Origin of the sequence: Halomonas pelophila (genome assembly GCF_040196315.1) — a bacterium.
Classification (GTDB): domain Bacteria; phylum Pseudomonadota; class Gammaproteobacteria; order Pseudomonadales; family Halomonadaceae; genus Halomonas; species Halomonas pelophila.
Genome location: NZ_JBEGCI010000006.1, coordinates 190,032 through 211,961, shown reverse-complemented (window position 1 = coordinate 211,961; position 21,930 = coordinate 190,032). Strand labels below are relative to the sequence as shown.

At 68.7% G+C, this 21,930-nt stretch carries 19 protein-coding genes; 7 read left to right on the top strand and 12 right to left on the bottom strand.

The window, feature by feature from the left end:
- Window positions 1-30: 30 nt before the first annotated feature.
- From ABE957_RS08945 to ABE957_RS08910, 8 genes are all read right to left on the bottom strand, one after another.
- The gene (locus ABE957_RS08945) at window positions 31-249 is read right to left on the bottom strand and encodes a hypothetical protein (protein ID WP_349758317.1); all 219 of its coding nucleotides are present in this window, start codon (window positions 247-249) and stop codon (window positions 31-33) included.
- A gap of 82 nt (window positions 250-331) precedes the next feature.
- Window positions 332-1,672 (bottom strand): sensor domain-containing diguanylate cyclase, encoded by a 1,341-nt coding sequence (locus ABE957_RS08940; RefSeq protein ID WP_349758316.1) that lies wholly within the window; start codon window positions 1,670-1,672, stop codon window positions 332-334.
- A 196-nt stretch (window positions 1,673-1,868) separates the two neighbouring features.
- Window positions 1,869-2,822, bottom strand: a complete 954-nt coding sequence (locus tag ABE957_RS08935) for a prenyltransferase (protein WP_349758315.1) — start codon at window positions 2,820-2,822, stop codon at window positions 1,869-1,871.
- 10 nt (window positions 2,823-2,832) lie between these two features.
- The gene (locus ABE957_RS08930; RefSeq protein ID WP_349758314.1) at window positions 2,833-3,501 is read right to left on the bottom strand and encodes an alpha/beta hydrolase; all 669 of its coding nucleotides are present in this window, start codon (window positions 3,499-3,501) and stop codon (window positions 2,833-2,835) included.
- A gap of 79 nt (window positions 3,502-3,580) precedes the next feature.
- Window positions 3,581-5,350, bottom strand: coding sequence for an SLC13 family permease (locus ABE957_RS08925; RefSeq protein ID WP_349758313.1), 1,770 nt, complete (start codon window positions 5,348-5,350; stop codon window positions 3,581-3,583).
- Between the two features lie 188 nt (window positions 5,351-5,538).
- On the bottom strand, window positions 5,539-5,745 hold the full coding sequence (locus ABE957_RS08920) for a cold-shock protein (RefSeq protein WP_040185674.1): 207 nt from the start codon (window positions 5,743-5,745) through the stop codon (window positions 5,539-5,541).
- Window positions 5,746-6,013: 268 nt separating this feature from the next.
- On the bottom strand, window positions 6,014-7,678 hold the full coding sequence (locus tag ABE957_RS08915; protein ID WP_349758312.1) for a GMC family oxidoreductase: 1,665 nt from the start codon (window positions 7,676-7,678) through the stop codon (window positions 6,014-6,016).
- 159 nt (window positions 7,679-7,837) lie between these two features.
- A complete protein-coding gene (locus ABE957_RS08910) occupies window positions 7,838-9,349 on the bottom strand; it encodes a CoA-acylating methylmalonate-semialdehyde dehydrogenase (RefSeq protein ID WP_349758311.1) in 1,512 nt (503 codons plus the stop codon).
- 169 nt (window positions 9,350-9,518) lie between these two features.
- Here ABE957_RS08910 and ABE957_RS08905 point away from each other — a divergent pair, with 169 nt between their 5' ends.
- Together ABE957_RS08905 and ABE957_RS08900 are read left to right on the top strand one after the other, a co-directional pair.
- Window positions 9,519-10,418 carry a LysR family transcriptional regulator gene (locus ABE957_RS08905; RefSeq protein WP_349758310.1) on the top strand — a complete coding sequence of 300 codons (900 nt, stop codon included), beginning with the start codon at window positions 9,519-9,521 and terminating at the stop codon, window positions 10,416-10,418.
- 85 nt (window positions 10,419-10,503) lie between these two features.
- Window positions 10,504-11,025 (top strand): cytochrome b, encoded by a 522-nt coding sequence (locus tag ABE957_RS08900; protein WP_349758309.1) that lies wholly within the window; start codon window positions 10,504-10,506, stop codon window positions 11,023-11,025.
- A 108-nt stretch (window positions 11,026-11,133) separates the two neighbouring features.
- On the opposite strand, the gene ABE957_RS08895 is transcribed toward ABE957_RS08900, so the two are convergent.
- A complete protein-coding gene (locus ABE957_RS08895) occupies window positions 11,134-11,607 on the bottom strand; it encodes a PepSY domain-containing protein (RefSeq protein WP_349758308.1) in 474 nt (157 codons plus the stop codon).
- Window positions 11,608-11,698: 91 nt separating this feature from the next.
- On the opposite strand from ABE957_RS08895, the gene ABE957_RS08890 reads away from it, so the two are divergent.
- Genes ABE957_RS08890 through ABE957_RS08880 form a run of 3 tightly spaced genes read left to right on the top strand, consistent with a single transcriptional unit; the run spans window position 11,699 to window position 14,078 of the window.
- Entirely contained in the window at window positions 11,699-12,061 is a 363-nt protein-coding gene (locus ABE957_RS08890) for a PepSY domain-containing protein (RefSeq protein WP_432765411.1), read from the top strand.
- Window positions 12,058-12,729, top strand: a complete 672-nt coding sequence (locus ABE957_RS08885) for a response regulator transcription factor (RefSeq protein ID WP_349758307.1) — start codon at window positions 12,058-12,060, stop codon at window positions 12,727-12,729. Before ABE957_RS08890 ends, ABE957_RS08885 begins: the two co-directional genes overlap by 4 nt.
- Window positions 12,726-14,078 (top strand): sensor histidine kinase, encoded by a 1,353-nt coding sequence (locus ABE957_RS08880; RefSeq protein WP_349758306.1) that lies wholly within the window; start codon window positions 12,726-12,728, stop codon window positions 14,076-14,078. Before ABE957_RS08885 ends, ABE957_RS08880 begins: the two co-directional genes overlap by 4 nt.
- A gap of 15 nt (window positions 14,079-14,093) precedes the next feature.
- On the opposite strand, the gene ABE957_RS08875 is transcribed toward ABE957_RS08880, so the two are convergent.
- The 3 genes from ABE957_RS08875 to ABE957_RS08865 all read right to left on the bottom strand — a co-directional run bounded on the left by ABE957_RS08875 (window position 14,094) and on the right by ABE957_RS08865 (window position 17,097).
- Complete coding sequence (locus ABE957_RS08875) at window positions 14,094-15,035, bottom strand: cation diffusion facilitator family transporter (RefSeq protein WP_349758305.1); 942 nt, start codon at window positions 15,033-15,035, stop codon at window positions 14,094-14,096.
- A 108-nt stretch (window positions 15,036-15,143) separates the two neighbouring features.
- Complete coding sequence (locus ABE957_RS08870) at window positions 15,144-16,373, bottom strand: permease (protein ID WP_349758304.1); 1,230 nt, start codon at window positions 16,371-16,373, stop codon at window positions 15,144-15,146.
- Between the two features lie 157 nt (window positions 16,374-16,530).
- Complete coding sequence (locus tag ABE957_RS08865; RefSeq protein ID WP_349758303.1) at window positions 16,531-17,097, bottom strand: NnrU family protein; 567 nt, start codon at window positions 17,095-17,097, stop codon at window positions 16,531-16,533.
- A 122-nt stretch (window positions 17,098-17,219) separates the two neighbouring features.
- On the opposite strand from ABE957_RS08865, the gene ABE957_RS08860 reads away from it, so the two are divergent.
- Window positions 17,220-19,157 (top strand): alkaline phosphatase family protein, encoded by a 1,938-nt coding sequence (locus tag ABE957_RS08860; RefSeq protein WP_349758302.1) that lies wholly within the window; start codon window positions 17,220-17,222, stop codon window positions 19,155-19,157.
- Window positions 19,158-19,281: 124 nt separating this feature from the next.
- Window positions 19,282-21,855 carry an EAL domain-containing protein gene (locus ABE957_RS08855; RefSeq protein WP_349758301.1) on the top strand — a complete coding sequence of 858 codons (2,574 nt, stop codon included), beginning with the start codon at window positions 19,282-19,284 and terminating at the stop codon, window positions 21,853-21,855.
- The last annotated feature ends 75 nt before the right edge of the window (window positions 21,856-21,930 follow it).

Below are 21,930 nucleotides of genomic sequence, written 5' to 3'. Positions count from 1 at the left end.
CCTCTCGAAGACTCGTCTCGCGGTGGCCCGTCAGGCTCCGCGGTTGACCGCCTTCTCGATCAAGGCCTCGCTCTCGCTGCAGGGCCCCTTTCTCAGCACGGACTGCGCCTCGTGCCACAGGCAGACGAAACGATGACAGGAGGAGCAGTGCACCTGATCATCGGGGTTCTTGACGCTGGAGACTCGCATCAGATGACTGCCGCAACTCGGACAGGCGACAGGAAGGCGAAAGTCTTCCGACAGGGACATGGCATGACTCCTCGGGTTGCAAGTGCAGGTGATCCCCATCCTGCCGATCTAAGCGGCGTTTCTCCAGCCTTTCGGCTTGCGATCAGCAGGCGTGCACCCGGGGTTCGGGATAGCCCGGCGCCGAAACGAGGCGATTACGGCCCTCGTGTTTGGCGCTGTAGAGCGCGCTGTCGGCCTGGGAGAGCGCGAGCTCGAGGCTCCCCTGCGGTGGCATCAGCGCCAGGCCCAGGCTGACCGTCACGTCCAGGATCTCACCCTGCACGTCGAGCTCGATCGCCTCCACCGCGACGCGCAGGCGCTCCAGCACCCCCCAGGCTGCCTCTGGCGAGGTATCCACCAGCATGACGGCAAACTCCTCGCCGCCGATGCGCGCAAAGAGATCGTAGGGACGCAGGCAGTCGCGACAGGTCGTGGCGAACGCCTGCAGGACCAGGTCGCCGGCGGCATGGCCATGAGTATCGTTGAGGCACTTGAAATGGTCGATATCGAGCATGGCCAGGGGTACCGCCCGCCCATGACGCGCGGCGAGGGCCCGCACGGCCTCGCCATAGTCGAAGAAGGCGCGACGGTTGAGCACCCCAGTGAGCATGTCGGTGCTGACCAGCTTCTGGGTGCGCTGCTCTTCTTCCTTGCGCGCCGTGATATCCAGCAGCACGCCGTCCCACAGGGTGTCGCCGTCGCGCTGCCGACGGGGCACGGCCCGCCCCTCAATCCAGCGGACGTGATCGGCGAATTCGAGGCGAAACTCCAGCGCCAGGGGCGACAAGCTGACGGCCGACTGTGCCAGGGAGGTGCTGAGCCGTTGACGATCGTCGCCGTGGACCCTCGCCAGCAGCGCCTCGGCGCTATCCATCACGGTCTGCGACGATAGGCCCGCGAGGGCCTGAAGCCCGGCACTCAGGTAGCGGAACTCGAGATCGCCCCGCGCCGACTGGCGAAGCTGGAAGACCACGCCGGGGAGCCGGTCGAGCGTCCCCTGCAAGGATTCGAGCCGGGCATGATCGTGCAGGGCGCCCTGATGCAGTTCGGTGATGTCGTAGAGGGTCACCAGCAGGCGCAGAGGTTCTCCCGGGCCCCTCTCCAGTGGCTGGAAGACGCCCTGCTGATGGAGGGTCTGCCCATCGGCCCGGCGGCACAGCAGCACCCCTCGCCAGGGCGAACGACGTGCCACGCTGCACGCCAGGGCCCGGCCGATATCGCCGTGCAATGGGTCCACGTCCAGGCAGGTGATGCGACGACCGAGCATCGTGTGGGCCGGGTGACCGCTGTAGCGCTCGAAGCCGGGATTGACGCCCAGAATGACGCCGTCGACATCGACGAGCATCGCCACGCCCGGGAAACCCTCCAGTAGCGACGAGGCCAGCGATGCCTGCTGCCTCCGGGACGAGGCCCAGTGCCGCCAGTAATCCCTGATGCGTGCCATACCCCCCGTCCCGGGATTTCCCACGTCGATCATGAAGGATCTCCTGCCCCGCGTACCTCTCACACCTTAGCCCAGGATGGTAGGGGGCACATGCCCGATGCCCGACGAGCGGCAGGATCTCGGGGCCTTGGATGGCCGGCATGAGGTCGGCCAGCGAGCCCCCCGCCGACACACCGAAGCCAGGCGAGGCGAGGCCTCAGGCGGCGAGCCAGAGCCCCAGGTTGAGAAGCGAGAGGCTCGCCAACAGAAGCGCGACGTTGAGGCCCAGCAGCGGCAACAACCCCGTGCGCTCACCGGCGTCCACGTCGCTCGGCAGTTGCCAGAGGCCCTGGATGAGTCGAAATGCCGCAGGCGCGGCCAGCCACATCAGCCAGGTCTCGGCGGGCAGCCAGCCCGCGGCCCAGGCCAGCGGGATCACCAGGAAGGCGCCAAGCACCAGCACCGCCACCAGGCGTGCCGCCCGCCGGGCGCCCAGCATGATGGCCAGATGGAAGCGACCGACCTCACGGTCGGGCTCGATGTCCGGCAGCTGGTTGGCCAGCAGCAGGGCACTGACCATCAGGGTCGGCACCGCCGAGACGACCAGCGCCGTGGAGGAGAAGCCGCCGGTGAGGGCATGGTTCGCCCCGACCACCATCAGGGTGCCGAAGCCCACCCCCGGCGCCATCAGGCAGAGCCAGGGCCGGCGGGTCAGCCAGCCGGTGTAGGCCACCACCAGCGCCACGCCGAGCAGGCCGTAGGCGAGCAGCGCGGGACCCGCGCGCCACAGGCACCAGGCGCCGATGACCACGACCCCGGCCAGGCAGGCGAGCGCGGCACGATGCACCGCCCGGGCCGCCTCGGGATGCGCCGGCAGCGCGCCGCTGCCGCCGGAGAAGGACGTGCGCCGGGTGGTGGCATCCAGGCCGCTCGCGAAGTCGTGGTGCTCGTTGAACAGGTTCACCGCGGCGTGGGCCAGCAGCGCGGCGAGCAGCACCAGCAGGATCGCGCCACCCTCCGGCGCCCGGCCGTCGAGCCAGGCGCTGGTCACCGCGAGCCCCGCGCAGAGCGGCGCCAGCACCAGGAAATTGGGACGCGCGCATCGCCAGCAGACGCGCAGGACGCCCACCGGGGAGGCGGGCACCGTCACGCGAGCGTCACGACCGGGCACGGCCACCCGTTCAGCGCGCCAGTCGCTCGCCCAGCCAGCGGCCGATATCGCCGATCTGCTGCGGGCAGAGCGCGTGGGCCATGGGGTAGCGGCGGTAGTGTGCCGGATAGCCGAGCGAGAGCACGCGATCGTACCCGGCCTTGCCCAGCGACTCGGGTACCACCGGGTCGAAGCTGCCGTGATGGACCTCGATGGGCAGCGCGTGGTTGGCCTCGGCGAGCGTCACGCTGTCGGCCGTGGCGAAGTAGGTGGAGAGCGCCAGCAGGCCGCCCAGCGGCGCCTCGAACGAGAGCGCCGCCTGATAGGCCACCGCGCCCCCCTGGGAGAAGCCCGCCAGGATGATCCGGCGGCTGTCGATACCGTGCTCGATCTGCTCGCGCAGCATGGCCTGGATACGCTCGGCGGAGACCAGCAGCTGGGCCTCGTCGATCTGACGGTCGAGGCTCATCTCCTTGATGTCGTACCAGGCCGGCATGGTCATGCCGCCGTTGACGGTCACCGGGAGGCGCGGCGCATGGGGCAGGATGAAGCGCACCGCGGCCTCGTCGGGCAGGGGCAGCGCCGGCACCAGCGGCTCGAAGTCGCGGCCATCGGCGCCCAGGCCGTGCAGGATGATGACGCAGGCATCGGCCGGCTGGCCGTTTCTCGGCTCGATGATCAGTTCGCCGGGATGGTTCATTAAGTCGCCTCCAGGGCCGTAAATCGGGTCGGTCGAAGGACGACACCCTACCGCAAACGCCGCCCGGCGGCGAGCGCGCTCAGAAGGGCCAGAACAGCGGTATCAGGGTCAGGGCCACCAGGGCGATGAGCAGGTTCAAGGGGCCGCCGAGGCGCAGGAAGTCACCGAGGCGATAGCCCCCGGGCCCATGCACCATCAGGTTGGTCTGGTAGCCGATCGGCGTCAGGAAGCTCGCCGAGGCGGCGAACATCACCGCCACCACGAAGGGCATCGGACTCACACCGAGGCTCTCGGCACCCGCCATGACCACCGGGAAGGTGATCACCACGGCCGCGTTGTTGGTGACCAGCTCGGTGAGCAGGGCCACCAGCAGGTAGCTCCCTACCAGTAGCAGCCAGGGATTGCCGTCGGCCAGTTCAAGCGCCAGACCGGCCAGCGTGGCCGCGGCGCCCGAACTCTCCAGGGCCGCCCCGAGGCCGAAGGACGCGGCGATGGTCAACAGCACCTGGGTGTCGAGTCCGCGCCGCGCCGCGCCGACCGTGCAGCAGCCGGTGGCCAGCGCCAGCAGCGCCCCGAGCATGGCGGCCTTCATCATGCTCATCACCCCGAGGGTGGCCAGCGCCACCACCCCCGCCAGGATGGCCCAGGCCAGCCAGGCCTTCTCGTGGACCGGGCGCGCGGCGCCGTTGACCTTGCTGATCAGCAGGAAGTCCCGAGACTGGCGATGCCGCTCGATGAAGGGCGGGCGCGCCTCCAGCAGCAGCACGTCCGCGGGCTGCAGGCGGATCTGGCCGAGGTTTCCGGCGACCCGCTCGCCGCCGCGGCAGACCGCCAGCACCGCGGCGCCATAGAGAGTGCGGAAGTGGCCATCGCGAATGCGTCGGCCGATGAACTGGCACTGGCCGGAGACCACCGCCTCCACCAGGCGACGCTCCTTGAAGTCCTTCTCGAGGCTCGAGGCGCCCTGGCGGGTCGGCACGAGCCCGCGAATCTGCTGCAGTTCCACGGCCCCCTCGCTGGTCCCGGCGAACACCAGCCGGTCGCCGCCCTTGAGGTGCTCGCCGGGCCCCACCACGCTGACGACGTTGCCGTCGCGCTCGATCTCGACCAGGAACAGCGCCTGCAGGTGGCGCAGGCCGGCCTCCTCGACGGTGCGATCCACCAGCGGGCCATCGGGCGCCACCTCCATCTCGATAGTGAACTCGCGGGGATTGTCGAAGGCCGACTCGGCCCCCCGCCGCGCCGGCAGCAGGCGCGGCCCCAGCAGCAGCAGATAGAGCAGCCCCACCAGAGCCACCGGCACGCCGACCCAGGCGATGTCGAAGAGGCCCATGGCCAGGGAGGGATCGCGATCGACCAGCAGGCCGTGGACGACCAGGTTGGTGCTGGTCCCGAACAGGGTGATGGTGCCGCCGAGGATCGAGGCGAAACTGAGCGGCATCAGCAGGCGATGCGCCGGCACGCCGATGCGTCGACTCCAGCTCAGCACCGCCGGGATGAAGGTCGCCACGACCGGCGTATTGTTGAGCAGGGCGCTGAGCGAGGCGACCGGCAGCAGCAGGCGCAGCAGCGCCCTGCCCTCGCGGCGGGGACGCCCCAGCACGTGGCGGATGATCAGGTCGATGCCACCGGTCTCACGAATGCTGGTCACCAGCACGTACATGAAGGCAACGGTAAACAGGCCCGTGCTCGAGAAGCCCGCCAGCGCCTGCACCGGTTCGATCACGCCAAGGGTAAGCAGCAGGATCACCGCGCCGAGCAGCACGATGTCGGGACCGACGCGCGAGAAGGCCATCAGCGGGAAGACGGCGATGACGATGGCAAGGGAGAGCCAGGCATCCAGCGGCATGGAGGAGATCCGGTCGCGACAGAACGAAGCCCATTGTGAACGCCGCCGGTTATTCTAAAAAGTTATTTTTAGAAATCTAGAAATACTTATTTGGAATATAAACCTGAAAGGCTCACACGCAAAAAGGCCCGCGAAAGCGGGCCTTTTTCCGACTGCCGTGAGGCAGTCACATCAAGATCGGTCGACGTTTAGCCGATGACCTGGATGTTGGAAGCTTGGAGGCCTTTCTTGCCCTGGGTGACGTCGAAGGAGACCTTCTGACCGTCTTGCAGGGACTTGAAGCCTTCTGCCTTGATCTCGGAGAAGTGCGCGAACAGGTCGTCGCCGTTGTCGTCCGGAGAAATGAAGCCGAAGCCTTTAGTGTCGTTGAACCACTTGACGGTACCAGTAGCCATGATCGAATTCCTCGAATAGCGTTAGATTGTGCCGGGAAATACCCGAGTTGCAGTGGGTAAAACAAGAAACTTTCACCGGGAAATCGACGCTATGAGCTTTCGATGACCGCTTGGACGTTCCAATTGCTAACCAACTGCACGCATAGTGCTCCCTCCCCGAGGGCAGGTCAAACCTTATTTTCGTCGCGTGACGAGAAAGTGAGAGGAAAGTGATGCAAGGATGACAGGGCCGAGATGACCGTCGGCCCTGCCCCGAGCGGTAGAGGCATCAGGAGGACGCGAGAATCCAGGCCGCGGCCTTCTCGGCGATCATCAGCGTCGGCGAGTTGGTGTTGCCGCTGGTGATGGTCGGCATGATGCTGGCATCGACGACCCTCAGCCCCCGCACCCCCCTGACGCGCAGGCGGGAGTCGACGACCGCCATGGGGTCGTCGTCGCGCCCCATCTTCGCGGTGCCAACCGGGTGGAAGATGGTGGTGCCGATGTCGCCGGCCAGCCGCGCCAGGTCGTCGTCGCTCTGGTACTGCACGCCGGGCTTGAACTCCTCGGGCTGGTACTTGGTGAACGCCGGCTGCTCGGCGATGCGACGCGTGACGCGCAGCGAGTCGGCGGCCACCTGACGATCCTCCGGCGTGCTCAGGTAGTGAGGCGCGATGGCCGGTGCCTGGCGAGGATCGCGACTCTTGATGCGCACCGTGCCCCGGCTGGTCGGATTGAGATTGCACACGCTCGCCGTGATCGCCGAGAAGTCGTGCAGCGGCTGGCCGAAGGCCTCCAGGCTCAGCGGCTGGACGTGGTACTCGATATTGGGATGCGCATAGGCCTCGGAGCTGCGCGTGAAAGCACACAGCTGGGAGGGCGCCATGCTCATCGGCCCGGAGCGCTTGAGGGCATACTCCAGGCCGATCTTGGCCTTGCCGACCAGCGAGTTGGCCATGGTGTTGAGCGTCTTGGCCCCCGTGAGCTTGTAGACCGAGCGGATCTGCAGGTGATCCTGAAGGTTCTCGCCCACCCCGGGGAGCTCGACCACCACCGGGATGTCATGCTCGGCCAGCAGATCGGCCGGGCCTATCCCCGAGAGCTGCAGCAGCTGCGGCGAGCCGATGGCGCCGGCCGCCAGGATCACCTCGCGGCGGGCGCTCGCCGTGACGACCTCGCCGTCCCGTTCGACCGCGACGCCGCAGCAGCGCGGCTCGCTCCCCCGCCCCTTGGCGAACTCGAGCCCTCGCACCAGGGTGGAGTGCCACAGGGTCAGGTTGTCGCGCTTCTCAGCGCCGCGCAGGAAGGCCTTGGCGGTATTCCAGCGCCAGCCCGCGCGCTGGTTGACCTCGAAGTAGTCGACCCCCTCGTTGTCGCCGCGGTTGAAGTCGCGGGTGCGCGGGATACCGGCTTCCACGGCGGCGGTGGCGAAGTCGTCCAGCACCTGCCAGCTCAGACGCTGCTTCTCGACGCGCCACTCACCGCCATGGCCGTGGAAGTCACGATGGGAGGCATCGGCATCGCCCCCGTCGTCCAGGCGATAGTGATCCTCATGCTTCATGAAGTCAGGAAGGCAGCGCTCCCAGCGCCAGTCGTCATCGCCGGTGAGTTCGGCCCAGCCGTCGTAGTCGCGGGCCTGGCCCCGCATGTAGAGCATGCCGTTGATGCTGGAGCAGCCCCCGAGCGTCTTGCCGCGCGGATAGATCAGGGAACGGCCGTTCAGCCCCTGGTCGGGCTCGGTGCGAAACCGCCAGTCGGTGCGCGGGTTGTCGATGCAGTAGAGATAGCCTACCGGAATGTGGATCCAGTGGTAGTTATCGCGCCCCCCCGCCTCGATCAGCAGCACCCGATTGGCCGGGTCGGCGCTCAGGCGGTTGGCGAGCAGGCAGCCGGCGGTGCCGGCGCCCACCACGATGTAGTCGAATGCTTGGTTGTCTTGAAATTGTTCAGCCATGAGTGCTCTCGAGTCATAACCGACAAGAGGCTAACCCGTCGACCGCGTTGCGAGAGGGCGCTGTGAACCCCTCCTTGGGCGGTACCGATGCCATCTCTGGCATAGGACCCCCTCTTCACGCTATCACCGGCGCCTCTCGACGGAGCGAAAGGGTCGGACCTACTTGGCCGTCGGCATCGCGAATTCGGCGCCGTGCTCGATGGAGCTCGACCAGCGCTGCATGATCGACTTCTGCTTGGTGTAGAAGCGCACACCCTCCTCGCCGTAGGCGTGGGTGTCACCGAACATCGAGCGCTTCCAGCCGCCGAAGCCGTGCCAGGCCATGGGCACCGGAATCGGCACGTTGATGCCCACCATGCCCACCTGGATGCGACGGCCGAACTCGCGGGCCACGCTGCCACTCTCGGTAAAGCAGCTCGCCCCGTTGCCAAACTCATGGTCGTCGATCAGCTGGATGGCGGTGGCGATGTCGGGCACCCGCACGCAGACCAGCACCGGCCCGAAGATCTCTTCCTGGTAGATGGTCATCTCGGGGGTGACGTGATCGAACAGGGTGCCGCCCATCCAGAAGCCCTCGGCGCAGCCGTCGCCGGTCACGGCAGCGTCGAAGTCGCGTCCGTCGACCACCAGCTCGGCGTCCTCTTCCACGCCCTTCTCGATGTAGCCGGTGATGCGCCGGTGAGCATGGGCCGTGACGATGGGTCCCATCTCGGCGTCGAGCGCCAGGCCGTTCTTGATCGTCAGCGCCTTCGCCTGCTCGGCCAGGCGCGGCACGAGCTTGTCGGCCACGTCACCTACCAGCACCGCCACGCTGATCGCCATGCAACGCTCGCCGGCGGAGCCGTAGGCCGCACCGATCAGGGCGTCGACGGCCTTGTCGAGGTTGGCGTCGGGCATCACCACCATGTGGTTCTTGGCGCCGCCGAGGGCCTGGATGCGCTTGCCGTGGCGCGCGCCCCGCTCATAGATCAGGTTGGCGATCGGCGTCGAGCCGACGAACGACAGCGCCCTGACGTCGGGGTGGTCGAGCAGCGCCTCCACCGAATCCTTGTCGCCCTGCACCACGTTGAACACGCCAGCCGGCAGCCCGGCCTGCTGGAACAGGTCCGCCATCAGCAGCGAGGCACTGGGATCCAGCGGGCTGGGCTTCAAGATGAAGGTATTGCCGGCGGCGATGGCCAGCGGGAACATCCACATCGGCACCATGGCCGGGAAATTGAACGGGGTAATACCGGCCACCACCCCCAGCGGCTGGCGCGTCGTCCAGTTGTCGATGCCGGTGCTGACCTGCTCGGTGTAGTCGCCCTTGAGCAGCTGCGGAATGCCGCAGGCGAACTCGACGATGTCGATGCCACGGGCCACCTCGCCCTGGGCGTCGGTGAATACCTTGCCATGCTCCCGGGTGATCGCCTCGGCCAGCTCGTCCTTGTGGGCGTTGAGCAGTTCGAGAAACTTGAACAGCACTCGCGCGCGGCGGATCGGCGGGACCTCGGCCCAGGCCGGGAAGGCGGCCTTGGCGGCGGCCACGGCGCTGTCTACATCGGCGTGGGAGGCCAGGGCGACTCGGCCGGTCACCCGGCCGGTGGCCGGATTGAAGACGTCCTGGGCCTGACCGGACTCGCCGGCGAAGCGTTGACCGTTGATGTAGTGCTGGATCGGCTGGGGGCTCATGGGGGCCTCGATGTCGTGGTGATTCGGGGACGCTGGCGCGACGCATCACGGCGCAGAGTGGCCGCGATGCCATGACTGCCACGATGCGACCTGCCGTCATCGCGATCAATTGAGTAATGGCCCACCCGGGTATAAGTTCGGCTGATATCACCCGGACGAGGATGCTCCCATGCAGGACCTCCCGACCCTGCGCGCCTTCGTGACCGTGGCCCAGGAAGGCAGCGTCTCGCGGGCCGCCGAGCGGTTGAACCTGACCCAGCCGGCGGTCAGCCTCAAGCTCAAGCTGTTTCAGGAGGGCCTGGGCCTCACGCTGTTCCAGCGACACCCCAAGGGGCTGTCGCTGACCGACGATGGCCGAGCCCTGGTCCCCGCCGCCGAGAAGGCGCTGGCGGCCGTGGCCGCCTTCGAGCAGAGTGCGCTCACCCTGCACAGCACCCTGCGTGGCCGACTGAAGATCGGCACCATCGTGGACCCGGAATTCGTGCGCCTGGGCGCCTTCCTGCACCGCCTGGTGGAGCGGGCGCCGCAGCTCGAGACGGAGCTGCAACACGGCATGAGCGGGACGGTGCTGGAGTGGGTGCGCCGCGGGGAGCTCGACGTGGGCTTCTTCCTGGCCGCTCCCGGTGAAGGCCCTCAGGCGGCGGAGATCGCCCATCGCGAGCTAACCCACTTTCACTATCACGTGATCGCCCCGGCCGGCTGGGGACCTCGCCTGGCGGGAGCCGACTGGGCCGGCCTGGCCGCACTACCGTGGATCACCACGCCGCCCGACTCCGTGCATCATCGCCTGCTCCACGGCGTGCTCGACCCGCTGGGCGTGGCGCCGCGGGGCGTGGCCCAGGTGGATCAGGAGGCCTGCATGCTGGACCTGGTGCGCGCCGGGGTGGGGCTCAGCCTGGCGCGGGACGCCCTGGCCATGACGGAGCACCAGGAACGCGGCTTGACGGTCGCCGAAGGCGTGCGCCTGCCCTGCGCACTGAGCTTCATCTGGCGCCGTGACCGGGGCGAAGAGGCGATGATCGCCGAGGCGCTCGAGGTGCTCGCCCGCGTCTGGGGAAGCATCACATGAATGCCGCATGAACGCGGCGTTCAGGCTGCTGCAAGGCGAGGAGGCGTAAGACGGATCACGTACCCACCATGAAGGAGTGATCCCGATGAACTGGCTCGATACCGACCACCGCTACGGTCCCCTCTCCCGCGCCCTCCACTGGTCGATGGCCCTGCTGGTGCTGCTGATGCTGGTCAGCGACTGGTGGATGGAGGGCTTCGAGGGCCTCGGCGAAGCCGCCGCGATGACCCTGCACCAGAGCATCGGCGTGACGCTGCTGGCCCTGCTCGCCCTCCGCCTGGCCTGGCGCGCCGTCAACTGCGGCCGCCCGACCCCGCCCGCCCACTGGCGCCTGGCGGCACGCCTCGGCCATCTCTTCCTCTATGCCCTGCTGCTGCTGATTCCGCTGAGCGGCCTGCTGGCGGCCTGGGGCAGCGGCGAGGGCGTGACCCTCTTCGGCGCACCGCTTATCGCGGCGGGTGCCGAGATCGAATGGCTCGAGGAGGCCTTCGAGGAGACCCACGAGGTGCTCGCCAACCTGCTGTGGTTCGTGATCGTCGGCCATGTGCTCGCCGCGCTGGCTCACCAGTGGTGGCTCGGGGAACGCAGCCTGCAGCGCATGAGCTGAACCATCCCCACACGAAAGGGCCCGGCGCGAGGCTTCGCGCCGGGCCCTCTTCATGATGGACTCCCTGACGGACAGGGGCCTCGCCGGGACGAGGCCCCAGCGACAGACTCAGTCGCGTTCCATCTCGCGCATGTCGCGCTCGCCCTGGCGACTCCTGACCTCGAGCTCGCGCCCCTCACCATCGCGACCCTCGACCTCGACGCGGCCGTCACGGTCGACCTCGATCTCCTCGAACTCAGCCAGCCCCTCGGCCACCGCGACCTCCATGGCCAGACGGACGTCGTCCTCGCTCATCCCCCAGGCGCCCCCCTCGCGACGCTTGCGCTCTTCCTCGAGGGACTCGCCGCTCTGAAGCGACAGACGCATCTCGGCCTGCCACTCGTCATCGAGCCAGCCCTCGATCTCCACGCTCTCGGCGTTCTCCACCTCGATCTCGCGGAAGTGGGTGAAGCCGAAGGCGCTGGCCTTGGCCAGGACGTCGTCGAGGCGCTCCGCGGCCAGGCGATGGTCCTCTGCCTGGGCCAGAGTGGCAGCGGCCATCAGGCTGGCCAGGGTAGCGATCAGGATCATCTTGCGTTTCATGGGTGCCGCTCCGTTGTACCGGCACCGACCTTGCCACGAGGTGACGAGGCCATTCATGCTGCATTAATGTTCGGCCTGGCACGCTGTGGCCATGATGACGCGACACCTGCTCTTGCTCTTGCTCCTGCGCCGGCTGGTACCGGCCGCCCTTCTCGTCCTGTTGGCCGCCTCGCCCGTGCCGGCGGATGAACACTGGCACGACCTCCAGGAGGCGGTGCGCGAAGGGAAGATCGTGCCGCTGCCCGAGATCCTCGACTGGCTGGAGGCGCGCTACGCAGGCCAGGTGCTGGAGGTGGAGCTCGAGCGCGACGATGGCCGGAGCGTCTACGAGGTCGAGATGCTCGGCCCCCAGGGCCAGGTGGTGGAATTCGAGTTCGATGCCGCCAGTGGCGAGTTGATCGGCATGGAGGGCGTCAACATCAACGGCATGCGGCGTGAAGGACGCGAGCAATGAAGGTGCTGCTGGTGGAGGATGACCGGGCGCTGGCCGAGGCGCTCGCCGAGGCCCTGGGGGACGCCGGCGTGCTGCTGGAGACCGCCACCACCGGCGGCGAGGCGGACTTCCTGGTGCGCACCGAGGCCTACGACGCGGTGATTCTCGACCTGGGCCTGCCCGACGGCGACGGCAGCCGCTGGCTCGCCCAGTGGCGCGAGGACGCCATCGACACGCCGGTGCTGGTGCTCACGGCCCGCACCCGCTGGGCCGACAAGGCCGCCGGCTTCTCGGCCGGCGCCGACGACTACGTCACCAAGCCCTTCGAGACCGCCGAGGTGCTGTTTCGGCTGCGCGCCCTGGTGCGGCGCAGCCATGGCCATGCCCACCCGGTGCTGAAGGTGGGCGAGCTCTCCTTCGACACCCACGTCGGCAACGTCACCCTGGCCGGTCGCCCGGTGAGCCTGACCGCCCAGGAGTCGCGGCTGCTGGCCTACCTGGCCCACGCCGCGCCGCGCGTGGTAAGCCGCAGCGAGCTCGCCGAGCACGTCTACGATCGCGATCACGAGCCGGACTCCAACGTCATCGACGTCCAGATCAGCCGGCTGCGCCGGAAACTCGGTGCCGCCCGCATCCAGACCCACCGGGGCCAGGGGTATCGCCTGGTCGCAGGCGATGAGACACCATGAGGCGAGTGCGCCAGCTGTCGCTGGCCAGTCGCCTGCTGCTGGCCTCCCTGCTGACCCTCACGATCGCCCTGCCGCTGGCCGGCGTGGGCCTGTCCCAGCACTTCCGCACCACCGCCACGAACGCCTTCGACGAGCGCCTGGACGCCCTGCTCAATGTGGTCGTCGCCGGCCTCGCCTGGGAGCCGACCGAGCAGCGACTGATCCATGAACGCTCGCTGGGCGACCCGCGCTTCGAGCGAGTCTTCTCCGGCTGGTACTGGCAGATCAGCGACGGCGACGAGCGGGTGCTGACCTCCCGCTCGCTGTGGGACCAGCGGCTGCCGGTTCGCCATCATCAGGAGGTGGTGATCCGTGACCTGGCAGGCCCACGCGGCATGCCGCTGCGCGTGATCGAACGAGACATCCGCCTGGCGCCGCTGGACGGCCCCCTGCACGTCAGCGTGGCCGTCTCGCGGGCCACGCTGGATGCGGAACTCGCCCGCTTCACCCGGCTGGTCACGCTCTTCCTGGTCGGCCTGGGCGTCCTGCTGCTGGCCACCCTGGCCCTCCAGGTGCGCTGGGGTCTGGCCCCGCTACGCCGGCTTCAGGCCGACCTTCAGCAGGTGGAGAATGGCGACGTTGAACGCCTCGATACTCGCCTGTCGCCGGAACTCGCGCGCCTGGCGCGGGCCATGAACGGGGTACTGGACCGCGATCGACGACTGATGGCGCATGCCCGTCATGCCGCCGGCAACCTGGCGCATGCGCTGAAGACCCCGGTGAGCGTGCTGACCACCCTGGCCGACGGGATCGAGGAGCCGCGACGCACGCGCATCCGTGACGAGCTGACGCGCATCGATGCGGCCGTCAATCACCACCTGGCCCGCGCCTCGGCCACCGGGGACGCTGCCCTGGCCCCCCGGGTCGTCGCCGGCGAGGTGCTGGCACCCATCTTGGCGGGGCTCGGCCGCCTGGCCGAGCGGCGCGGCATCGCCCTGCATCACCGCCTGCCGGCCGAGATGCGCGTGCGCATGGAGGCCCAGGACCTGCAGGAGCTGATCGGCAACCTGCTGGATAACGCCCTGCGGTGGGCCGAGGGCCGGGTCGAGCTGCGCGGCGACGGCGATGCCGAGGGAAGCTGGCTGGAGATCGAGGACGACGGGCCCGGCATGGACGAAGCCCAGCGCCAGGCCGCCCTGGCCCGCGGTGCCCGGCTCGACGAGCAGCACCCGGGCAGCGGCTTGGGCCTGGCCATCGTGGCCGACCTGGTGAAGCTCAATGGCGGCCGGCTGGAACTCGCGCGCTCGCGCCTGGGCGGCCTGGCGGTTCGCGTCTGGCTGCCCGACCGCCCCTTCCAGCCCGCCGAGTGACGCGGCATGCGTGATTCAGTCGCGAGGCTCCCCGTCCACGGCGGGCTCGTCGACGCAGTGGTGGCGGCTCTCCAGCTGGACGGTGGCGTGGTGCAGGCCGTAGCGCTCCACCAGCAGGGCGCGGATCGCCACCAGGGTGGCCTGGCGATCCGCGCCCTCCTCGAGCGCCGCATGCAGCGAGACCAGGTGGCGCCCCGGCGTCAGCGACCAGACATGCACGTGATGCACGTTACAGACCGCCTCGAGCTGCTCGGGAATCTCGCGGCGCAGCGTTGATGGATCGACGCCCTCCGGCGCGCCCTCCAGCAGGATATGCCCGGACTCCCGGGTCAGCTTCCAGGCGCTGCGCAGGATCAGCAGCGCCACCAGCACCGAGAGCAGCGGATCGATGGGCATCCAGCCGGTGGCGAGTATCACCAGGGCCGCGACGATCGCCGCCACCGAGCCCAGCAGGTCCCCCAGCACGTGCAGGGCGGCCCCGCGGATATTGAGGTTATCGCGGTCGCCGAAGTGCAGGATGGCGAACACCATCACGTTGACCAAAAGCCCCAGGGCGGCGATCGCCAGCATGGTGCTGCCCATGACCTCCACCGGCGAGAGCAACCGGCGAATCGCCTCGATGAGGATCCACGCCACGATGGCGATCAGCGTCAGGCCGTTGACGAAGGCGGCGAGGATCTGCACCCGGTGGTAACCGAAGCTGCGCTTCTCGTCGGCAGGCCGGCGGCTGATGCGCGCGGCGAACCAGGCAAGCGCGAGGGCCGCGGTGTCGGTGAGCATGTGGCCGGCATCGGCCAGCAGGGCCAGCGAGCCGGAGAGGATGCCCCCGACCACTTCGGCGACCATGAAGCCGCCGGTCAGCAGGATCGCCCAGAACAGCCGACGCTGGCTGTCGTGCCCGGCATGATGTGAATGGTGATGGTGGTGATGGTGGTGATGGTGGTGATCGTGTGCCATGTGCCCTCCCTTGCCAGGCCCCCAGCATAGCGCAACGGGGGCCGGCGAAACGGCCCCTACCGCGCGCCGCCCGGCGTCGCGCCGATCCCGTCTTCTCTCAGGCGAGCGTCAGCCGATGAGGGGGGCTGCGAGCAGTCCACCGGCCAGCCAGGCCAGGGAGAGCGCCACCATGGCCTGCAGCACGCGATCGCCCAGGGAGGCACCACCGCCCCCGTGATCATGATGGTGATGACCGCCGGCCTGGCGCCCCCGCCACCACAGAAAGACCAGCGCCGCCGAGGCGACCAGGAAGAGCAGGTTTAGGACGAAGCCGTAGTTGAACGCGAAGAAGTCGCGCTCGGTGATCGCCCCCGAGCCGCTCCCCTGGGGCAGCCAGCCGAGCAGGTCCATGCCGACGTGCAGCAGCAGCGCCGTCACCACCAGGGTGCTGAGCAGCAGCGCCAGGATGTAGAGCGCCATGCGCCAGCCGTAGTAGGTGGCGTTGATGCGCAGCACCGGCAACACCACCAGGTCGGAGAAGATGAAGGCCATCACCCCGGCGAAGCTCACGCCGTTGTCGAAGAGCACGGCGGCCAGCGGAATGTTGCCCATGGAGCCGATGAAGGTGAAGAAGGCCGCCAGCGGGCCGACCAGCGCCTGCGCCAGCAGGGCGAGAAAGCCCGGGTCGTCGTCGCCGGCGCCGAGGAACAGGGCCTGGAAGAAGCTCTCCGGCACGAAGGCGGCGATCACGCCGGCCACGGTGAAGCCGATCAGCACGTCCTTCCAGACCATCTGCCACTCCATGACGTAGGTCTGGCCGATCCGGCGCCAGCCCTCGCGGCTCTTCAGCGTCTGCCGCCAGTCCGGCACCTGCTCCTCGTCGTGCTCGTCGTCGCCCTCCAGGCGTTCCCGCACCCGCGCGATCAGGGCCTCGGGACGGGTCAGGCGGATGAAGGCCCAGGCCAGCAGGATCAACAGGATGCCACCGGCGTACTCGCCGACCACGAAGGGCCAGCCCAGGAAGATCGCGATCACGAACCCGAGCTCCACCACCAGGTTGGTGGAGGCCAGCATGAAGGCCAGGGAGGGCGCCAGGCCGGCGCCCTTCTGGAAGAGCGTGCGGGTGGTCGCCAGGGCGGCGAAGCTGCAGGAGCTGGAGATGAAACCGAAGACGCTGGCCAGCAGCATGCTGCGCGGGCCGTCCGTGCCCATGGCTCGCTGCATGCGCTGCCGGGTCACCAGCACCTGGATCAGGCTACTGATCAGATAGCCCAGGGCGAAGGCCCAGAGCGCCATCCAGAAGAAGCCCAGGCTGGTGAGGGCCGCTTCGTGCCATAGCGAGAGAAAGTGCGCCGTCATCCGCGCCTCCTTTGACGGTCATCGAAAAGGCGGACCGGGTGACCCCGGCCCGCCATGGATGACGGCTAAGGCTAGCACCCTGGGGCGGCCCAAGGGTCAAGTCGGCGGCGCCCAGGGCTGCGACGGAAAAGGCGCTTAGCCCGCCGCGCCAGGAAAGTCACATCACCGACACGCCGATCAGCCACTGATGCAGGTAGAGGGCGAACACGACATAGGCCGCCAGGCCGATCGCCACGGTCGCGACGCTGCCGACCACGCTCGGGGCAGCGATCTGTGGCCGCGGGCGACGACGGGCCGCGCGGAAGTCGAACACCGCCCACAGCAGGAAGGCGCCAAAGAGCACGATATCGCCCAGCCGGCCGTTGGCCAGCAGGTGGGCGAAGGCCCACAGCTTCACCGCCAGGATCATCGGATGGCCGAGCTTCGCCTTGAGGTGGTTGCGCGGCACGTAGGCCGCCACCAGCAGCACGAAGGCAGGTATCATGAACAGCGAGACGGCATGGCGAAGGCCCAGCGGCGGCTGCCAGACCCACACCGGATCCAGTCGCGTCTGGCCGTAGCCCCAGATCGCCAGTGCCAGGCCGATGATCGAGACCACCGAGTAGGCCGCCTTCCAGGGCAGCTCGCCCATGCGCTGGATCTGGGCGCTTCGCCAGTCGTCCGCCAGGATGCGCACCGAGTGCGCACCGAGAAAGATCAACAGGCCGAGCAGCATCACGGTCATGGTCAGGGTCTCCATCAGGGGAAAGGGGGCAAGGTGGAACCTCACCGCCGCCAGCCTAGTCGGTTGACTCGACCGCGACCAGTGCCATCGGCCGCCACGGCTCATTGATGCAAAGGACTGCCATGTCTCGCGACACCGCTCCCCTGCCCGAGGTCCTCGCCGGGCCCATCCTGCGCCGCCTGAGTGCGCAGCGCCTGGTGATCTGGCTGGTGGGCTCACGCCCCCTCGCACCGAGCCTGATGCTGCACCCGGTCGGGCATACGCCGCGCCGGCTGGTGTTGAACGATTCGCGCTTGAGGCGGCTGCCGCTGGGTCGCCACGCCTTTCTGCACCTGATCGACGTCACCCTGGAGACGCCGCTGCCGCGCGGCGTGCGCATCGACTACGACCTGAAACTCCCCGGCGAGGCGGGCGCGACCGGCATCGCCGACTGGGCGCCCCACCTGCTGCACGAAGGCGCGGCGCATCCCTGCTTCGTGCTCGCCGAGCGCCACGGCCGGCTGCTCCACGGCTCATGCCGACGCCCCCACCACAAGGGCCCGGACGGCCTGGTGCGCGCCGACGCCTGGCTCGCCGAGCGCCGCGAGGCCCCCGAGGCCTGGCCGGCCTGGCTGCTGATGACCGGCGACCAGATCTACGCCGACGACGTGGCCGGTCCGATGCTGGTGGCCATCCACGCCCTGATCCGTCGCCTGGGTCTCGTCGACGAGGCCCTGGAGGGCGCCACCGTGGCCGACAGCCAGGCGCTCTACGACGACCCCGCCAGCTACTATCGCCGCGAGGAACTGCTGCCGGAGGCCGAGAGCAGCGAGAAGGTGCGCAAGGGCTTCTTCGGCGGGGCGCGCAAGCCAGTGTTCACCTCGGCCAACGCCCACAATCACCTGATGAGTTTCGCCGAGGTGATCGCCATGTACCTGCTGGCCTGGTCGCCGACCCCGTGGCGCCTGGTGGGGATGGAGGCGCCGGCGCTGGACGAGGCCCACGCCGAACGCTTTCGCGCCGAGAAGGCGGTGATCGAGCGCTTCGCCGCGGGCCTGCCCGCCGCCGCCCGGGTGATGGCCCATCTGCCCTCGCTGATGATCTTCGATGACCACGACATCACCGACGACTGGAACCTCACCGCGGACTGGGAAAGCACCGCCTACGGCCACCCCTTCTCGCGGCGGATCATCGGCAACGCCCTGCTCGCCTACCTGCTCTGCCAGGGCTGGGGCAACGACCCGGACCGCCTGGCCGCACCCCTCGACGACGCCGCCGCGCTGCTTGAGCGCGCCGCCGACCAGGAGGGCTGGCTGCCCGCCGGAGAGCAGGACGCCGTCCTCGAGCGGCTGCTGCGCTTCCAGGGCTGGGAGGTCGAGGTCGAAGGCGACCCGAAGCTCGTGATCCTCGACACCCGCACCCGACGCTGGCGCAGCGAGCGCAGCCCCACCCGCCCCTCCGGACTGATGGACTGGGAGGCGCTCTCGGAGCTGCAGCAGAACGTGCTGGGGGCGCAGTCGGTGGTGATCGTCTCGCCGGCGCCGATGTTCGGCGTCAAGCTGATCGAGACCATCCAGCGGCTCTTCACCCTGGCCGGCCGGCCGCTGCTGGTCGACGCCGAGAACTGGATGGCCCACCGCGGCGCGGCGAGCGTGATGATGAACATCTTCCGCCACTCCCGCACCCCGGGCCACTACGTGATCCTCTCCGGCGACGTGCACTACTCCTTCGCCTACGACATCCACATCCGCCACCGCCGCGAGGGGCCCAGGCTCTGGCAGATCACCTCCAGCGGGGTCAAGAACGCCTTCCCCGACACCCTGCTCGACTGGTTCGACCGCTTGAACCGCTGGCTCTATGCGCCGCGCTCGCCGCTCAACTGGCTCACCAAGCGGCGGCGCATGGTGATCTCGCCGCGGGATCCCGACCGCGCCAAGGCCGGCGAAAGGCTCTGGAACGGCAGCGGCATCGGCCTGGTGGCGCTCGATGACCAGGGCCGCCCCAGCGACATCCGCCAGCTCGATGCCCGCGGCTTCGACGTCAGCTTTCCCGAACCGGACCAGCGCTCGCCGCGCGACTGAGCCCGCCCGCTCTGGTCCTTCACCGCGCGATACGCCGGGCACTAAATTAAAATTAACGAGTGCATGAGCCGGTGTGCCCTGCGATGCTGTCGACTGACTTGTCGTCGTATAAAAGGAGCGCGCGGTGAAGGACGAGAGCGTACTGCTGGACGACCAGCTGGCCGTGCAGGAATTGATCGCCCGCGATACGCCCCTAGAAACCACCCTGGCGGCCATCGCGGGGGTGGTCGGTCGCCAGCTCGGCGACGCCCAGATCTCGATCATGATGTTCGACCCTGCAACGCACACCCTCGACATGGTGGCGGGCGAGGGCTTCTCGGCGGCCTTCCGACAGGCCGCGCAGCGTGTGCCGATCGATGCGCCGGCCGGTACCTGCGGGGCGGCCGCCGTGACGCGCCGGATCGCGATCACCGAGCACATCTCGACCGACTCACGCTGGCAGGGCCTGCAGGCGCTGGCGCGCGACGAGGGGCTGGCCGCCTGCTGGTCGGTACCGATGATCTCGGCCAGGGGCGACCTACTGGGCACTTTCGCGACCTATTACCCCACGCCCCGGGCGCCCAGCGAGGGCGAAAAGGCGCGGGTGCGTCGGGCCGCCGGCCTGGTGGCCCTGGCCATCGAGCGCCACCGTGATCGCCAGGCCCGCCTCGAGGTGGAGCAGCGCTTTCGCTCGCTGTTCACCCAGCACCCCGATGCGGTGTTCGAATTCGACCTCGACGGCCGGTTTCTCAGCTGCAACGCCTCGGCCACGCGGATCACCGGCTTCAGCGAGGCGTGGCTCAAGGGGCAGCCCTATGATCGCTTCGTCGCCGCGGAGGAGTTGCCGGCCATCGACGCCGCCTTCGCGCGGGTCTGCAAGGGAGAGACCCAGCAGCACGTCTACAACAGCACCGATGCCGAGGGGCGGGCCTATACCCTGGAGGTCACCAACCTGCCCATCGTCGTCGATGACCGGGTGGTCGGCGTCTATGGCGTGGGGCGCGACATCACGCAACGTCGCCAGCAGGAGCAGCAGCTGCGCCTGCTGGCCCGCGGCATCGATGCCAGCCGCAATGGCGTCATCATGGCGGATGTCAATCTGCCGGACATGCCGCTGGTGTTCGTCAACGAGACCTTCCTGGGCCTCACCGGCTACGCGCGTGACGAGGTCCTGGGCCGCAACTGCCGCTTCCTTCAGGGACCGGATACCGACCCTGTGACGGTGGCACGGCTGCGCCTGGCCGCGGCCGAACGCAGCGAGATCCAGGTGACGCTGCGCAACTATCGCAAGGACGGCTCGGCGTTCTGGAACCACCTCTACCTGGGGCCGGTCCTCGACGACGAGGGCCACTGCACCCATATCATCGGCATCCAGCAGGATGTCTCGCGGGTTCGAGAGTACGAGGACCGCCTCGCCCACCAGGCCAGCCACGATTCGCTCACCGGGCTACCCAACCGCCAGCAGTTCGTCTCGCGCCTGGCCCAGCATTTTCGACGCGCCTGCCGGGAGGACGGCTTCCTCGCCCTGCTCTACATCGACCTGGACGACTTCAAGCCGGTCAACGATGGCCTCGGGCATCACGTCGGCGACCGGCTGCTGGAACAGGTGGCCCATCGTCTCACCGCCCTGCTCGGCCAGGGGGACATCGCCTCGCGACTGGGCAGCGACGAGTTCGCCCTGCTGTTGACGGGCGTCGAGTGCGAGCGGGACGTGCTGGCGAGGGCCGAGGCGATCCTCTCCTCGCTGTCACGCCCCTTCGAACTCGAGGGGCACCGCCTGCATATCAGCGCCAGCATCGGCATCGCCTCGAGCCGGGAACCCCCGGGCCACGCCGCGGAACTGCTCCAGTACGCCGACCTCGCCATGCAGGAGGCCAAGCAGCAGGGCCGCAACACCTGGCAGTGGTATGGCGACGAGGCCTCGAGCCTGATGAGCGAGCACGTCGAGATGCGTCTCGAACTCCAGGAGGCGATCCGCGAGGGGCAATTCCTGCTGCATTATCAGCCCATCGTCGACACGCGCACCGGCGAAGTGCGCAGCGTCGAGGCGCTGGTGCGCTGGCAGCATCCCGAGAAGGGCATGATCTCGCCGGGACTGTTCATCCCGCTGGCCGAGCAGACGGGACAGATCGTCGCCATCGGGCGCTGGGTGCTGCAGCGAGCCTGCCAGGACATGGCCCGCCTGCACGCCGAGGGCGGGCCGGCGCTGCCGGTGGCGGTCAACATCTCGCCTCTGCAGTTCCGGCGGGCCGGCTTCCTCGCCCAGGTCGAGCAGGTCCTCGAGACCACGGGCTGGCCGGCCGAGCGGCTGGAGCTCGAGGTGACCGAGGGGGTGCTGATGTCCGGCACCGACCGGGCCATCGAGGTGCTGCATGCCCTGCGCCGACGCGGCGTGCAGGTGGCGATCGACGACTTCGGCAGCGGCTTCTCGAGCCTTCGCTACCTGCGCCAGCTGCCGATCAGCAAGGTCAAGCTCGACCGCAGCTTCATCCACGACATCACCCACAACGGCGACAATGCCGCCATCGTCCAGGGGGTGATCACCATGGCCCATCACCTGGGCCTGAAGGTGGTGGCCGAGGGCATCGAGGCCCCGGAACAGCAGCGCGACCTCATGGGCCGCGACTGCGACCTGCTACAGGGCTTCCTGTTCTCTCGCCCCGTGCCGCTCGATCGACTGGCAGGGCTGCCGACGCACCTGCCAGCCCCGAGGGCGTGATCTGCCGCTCCGACGGCGGCGGTTCAGCCGCTCCAATGACAGCGGTTCAGCCGCTCCAATGACAGCGGTTCAGCC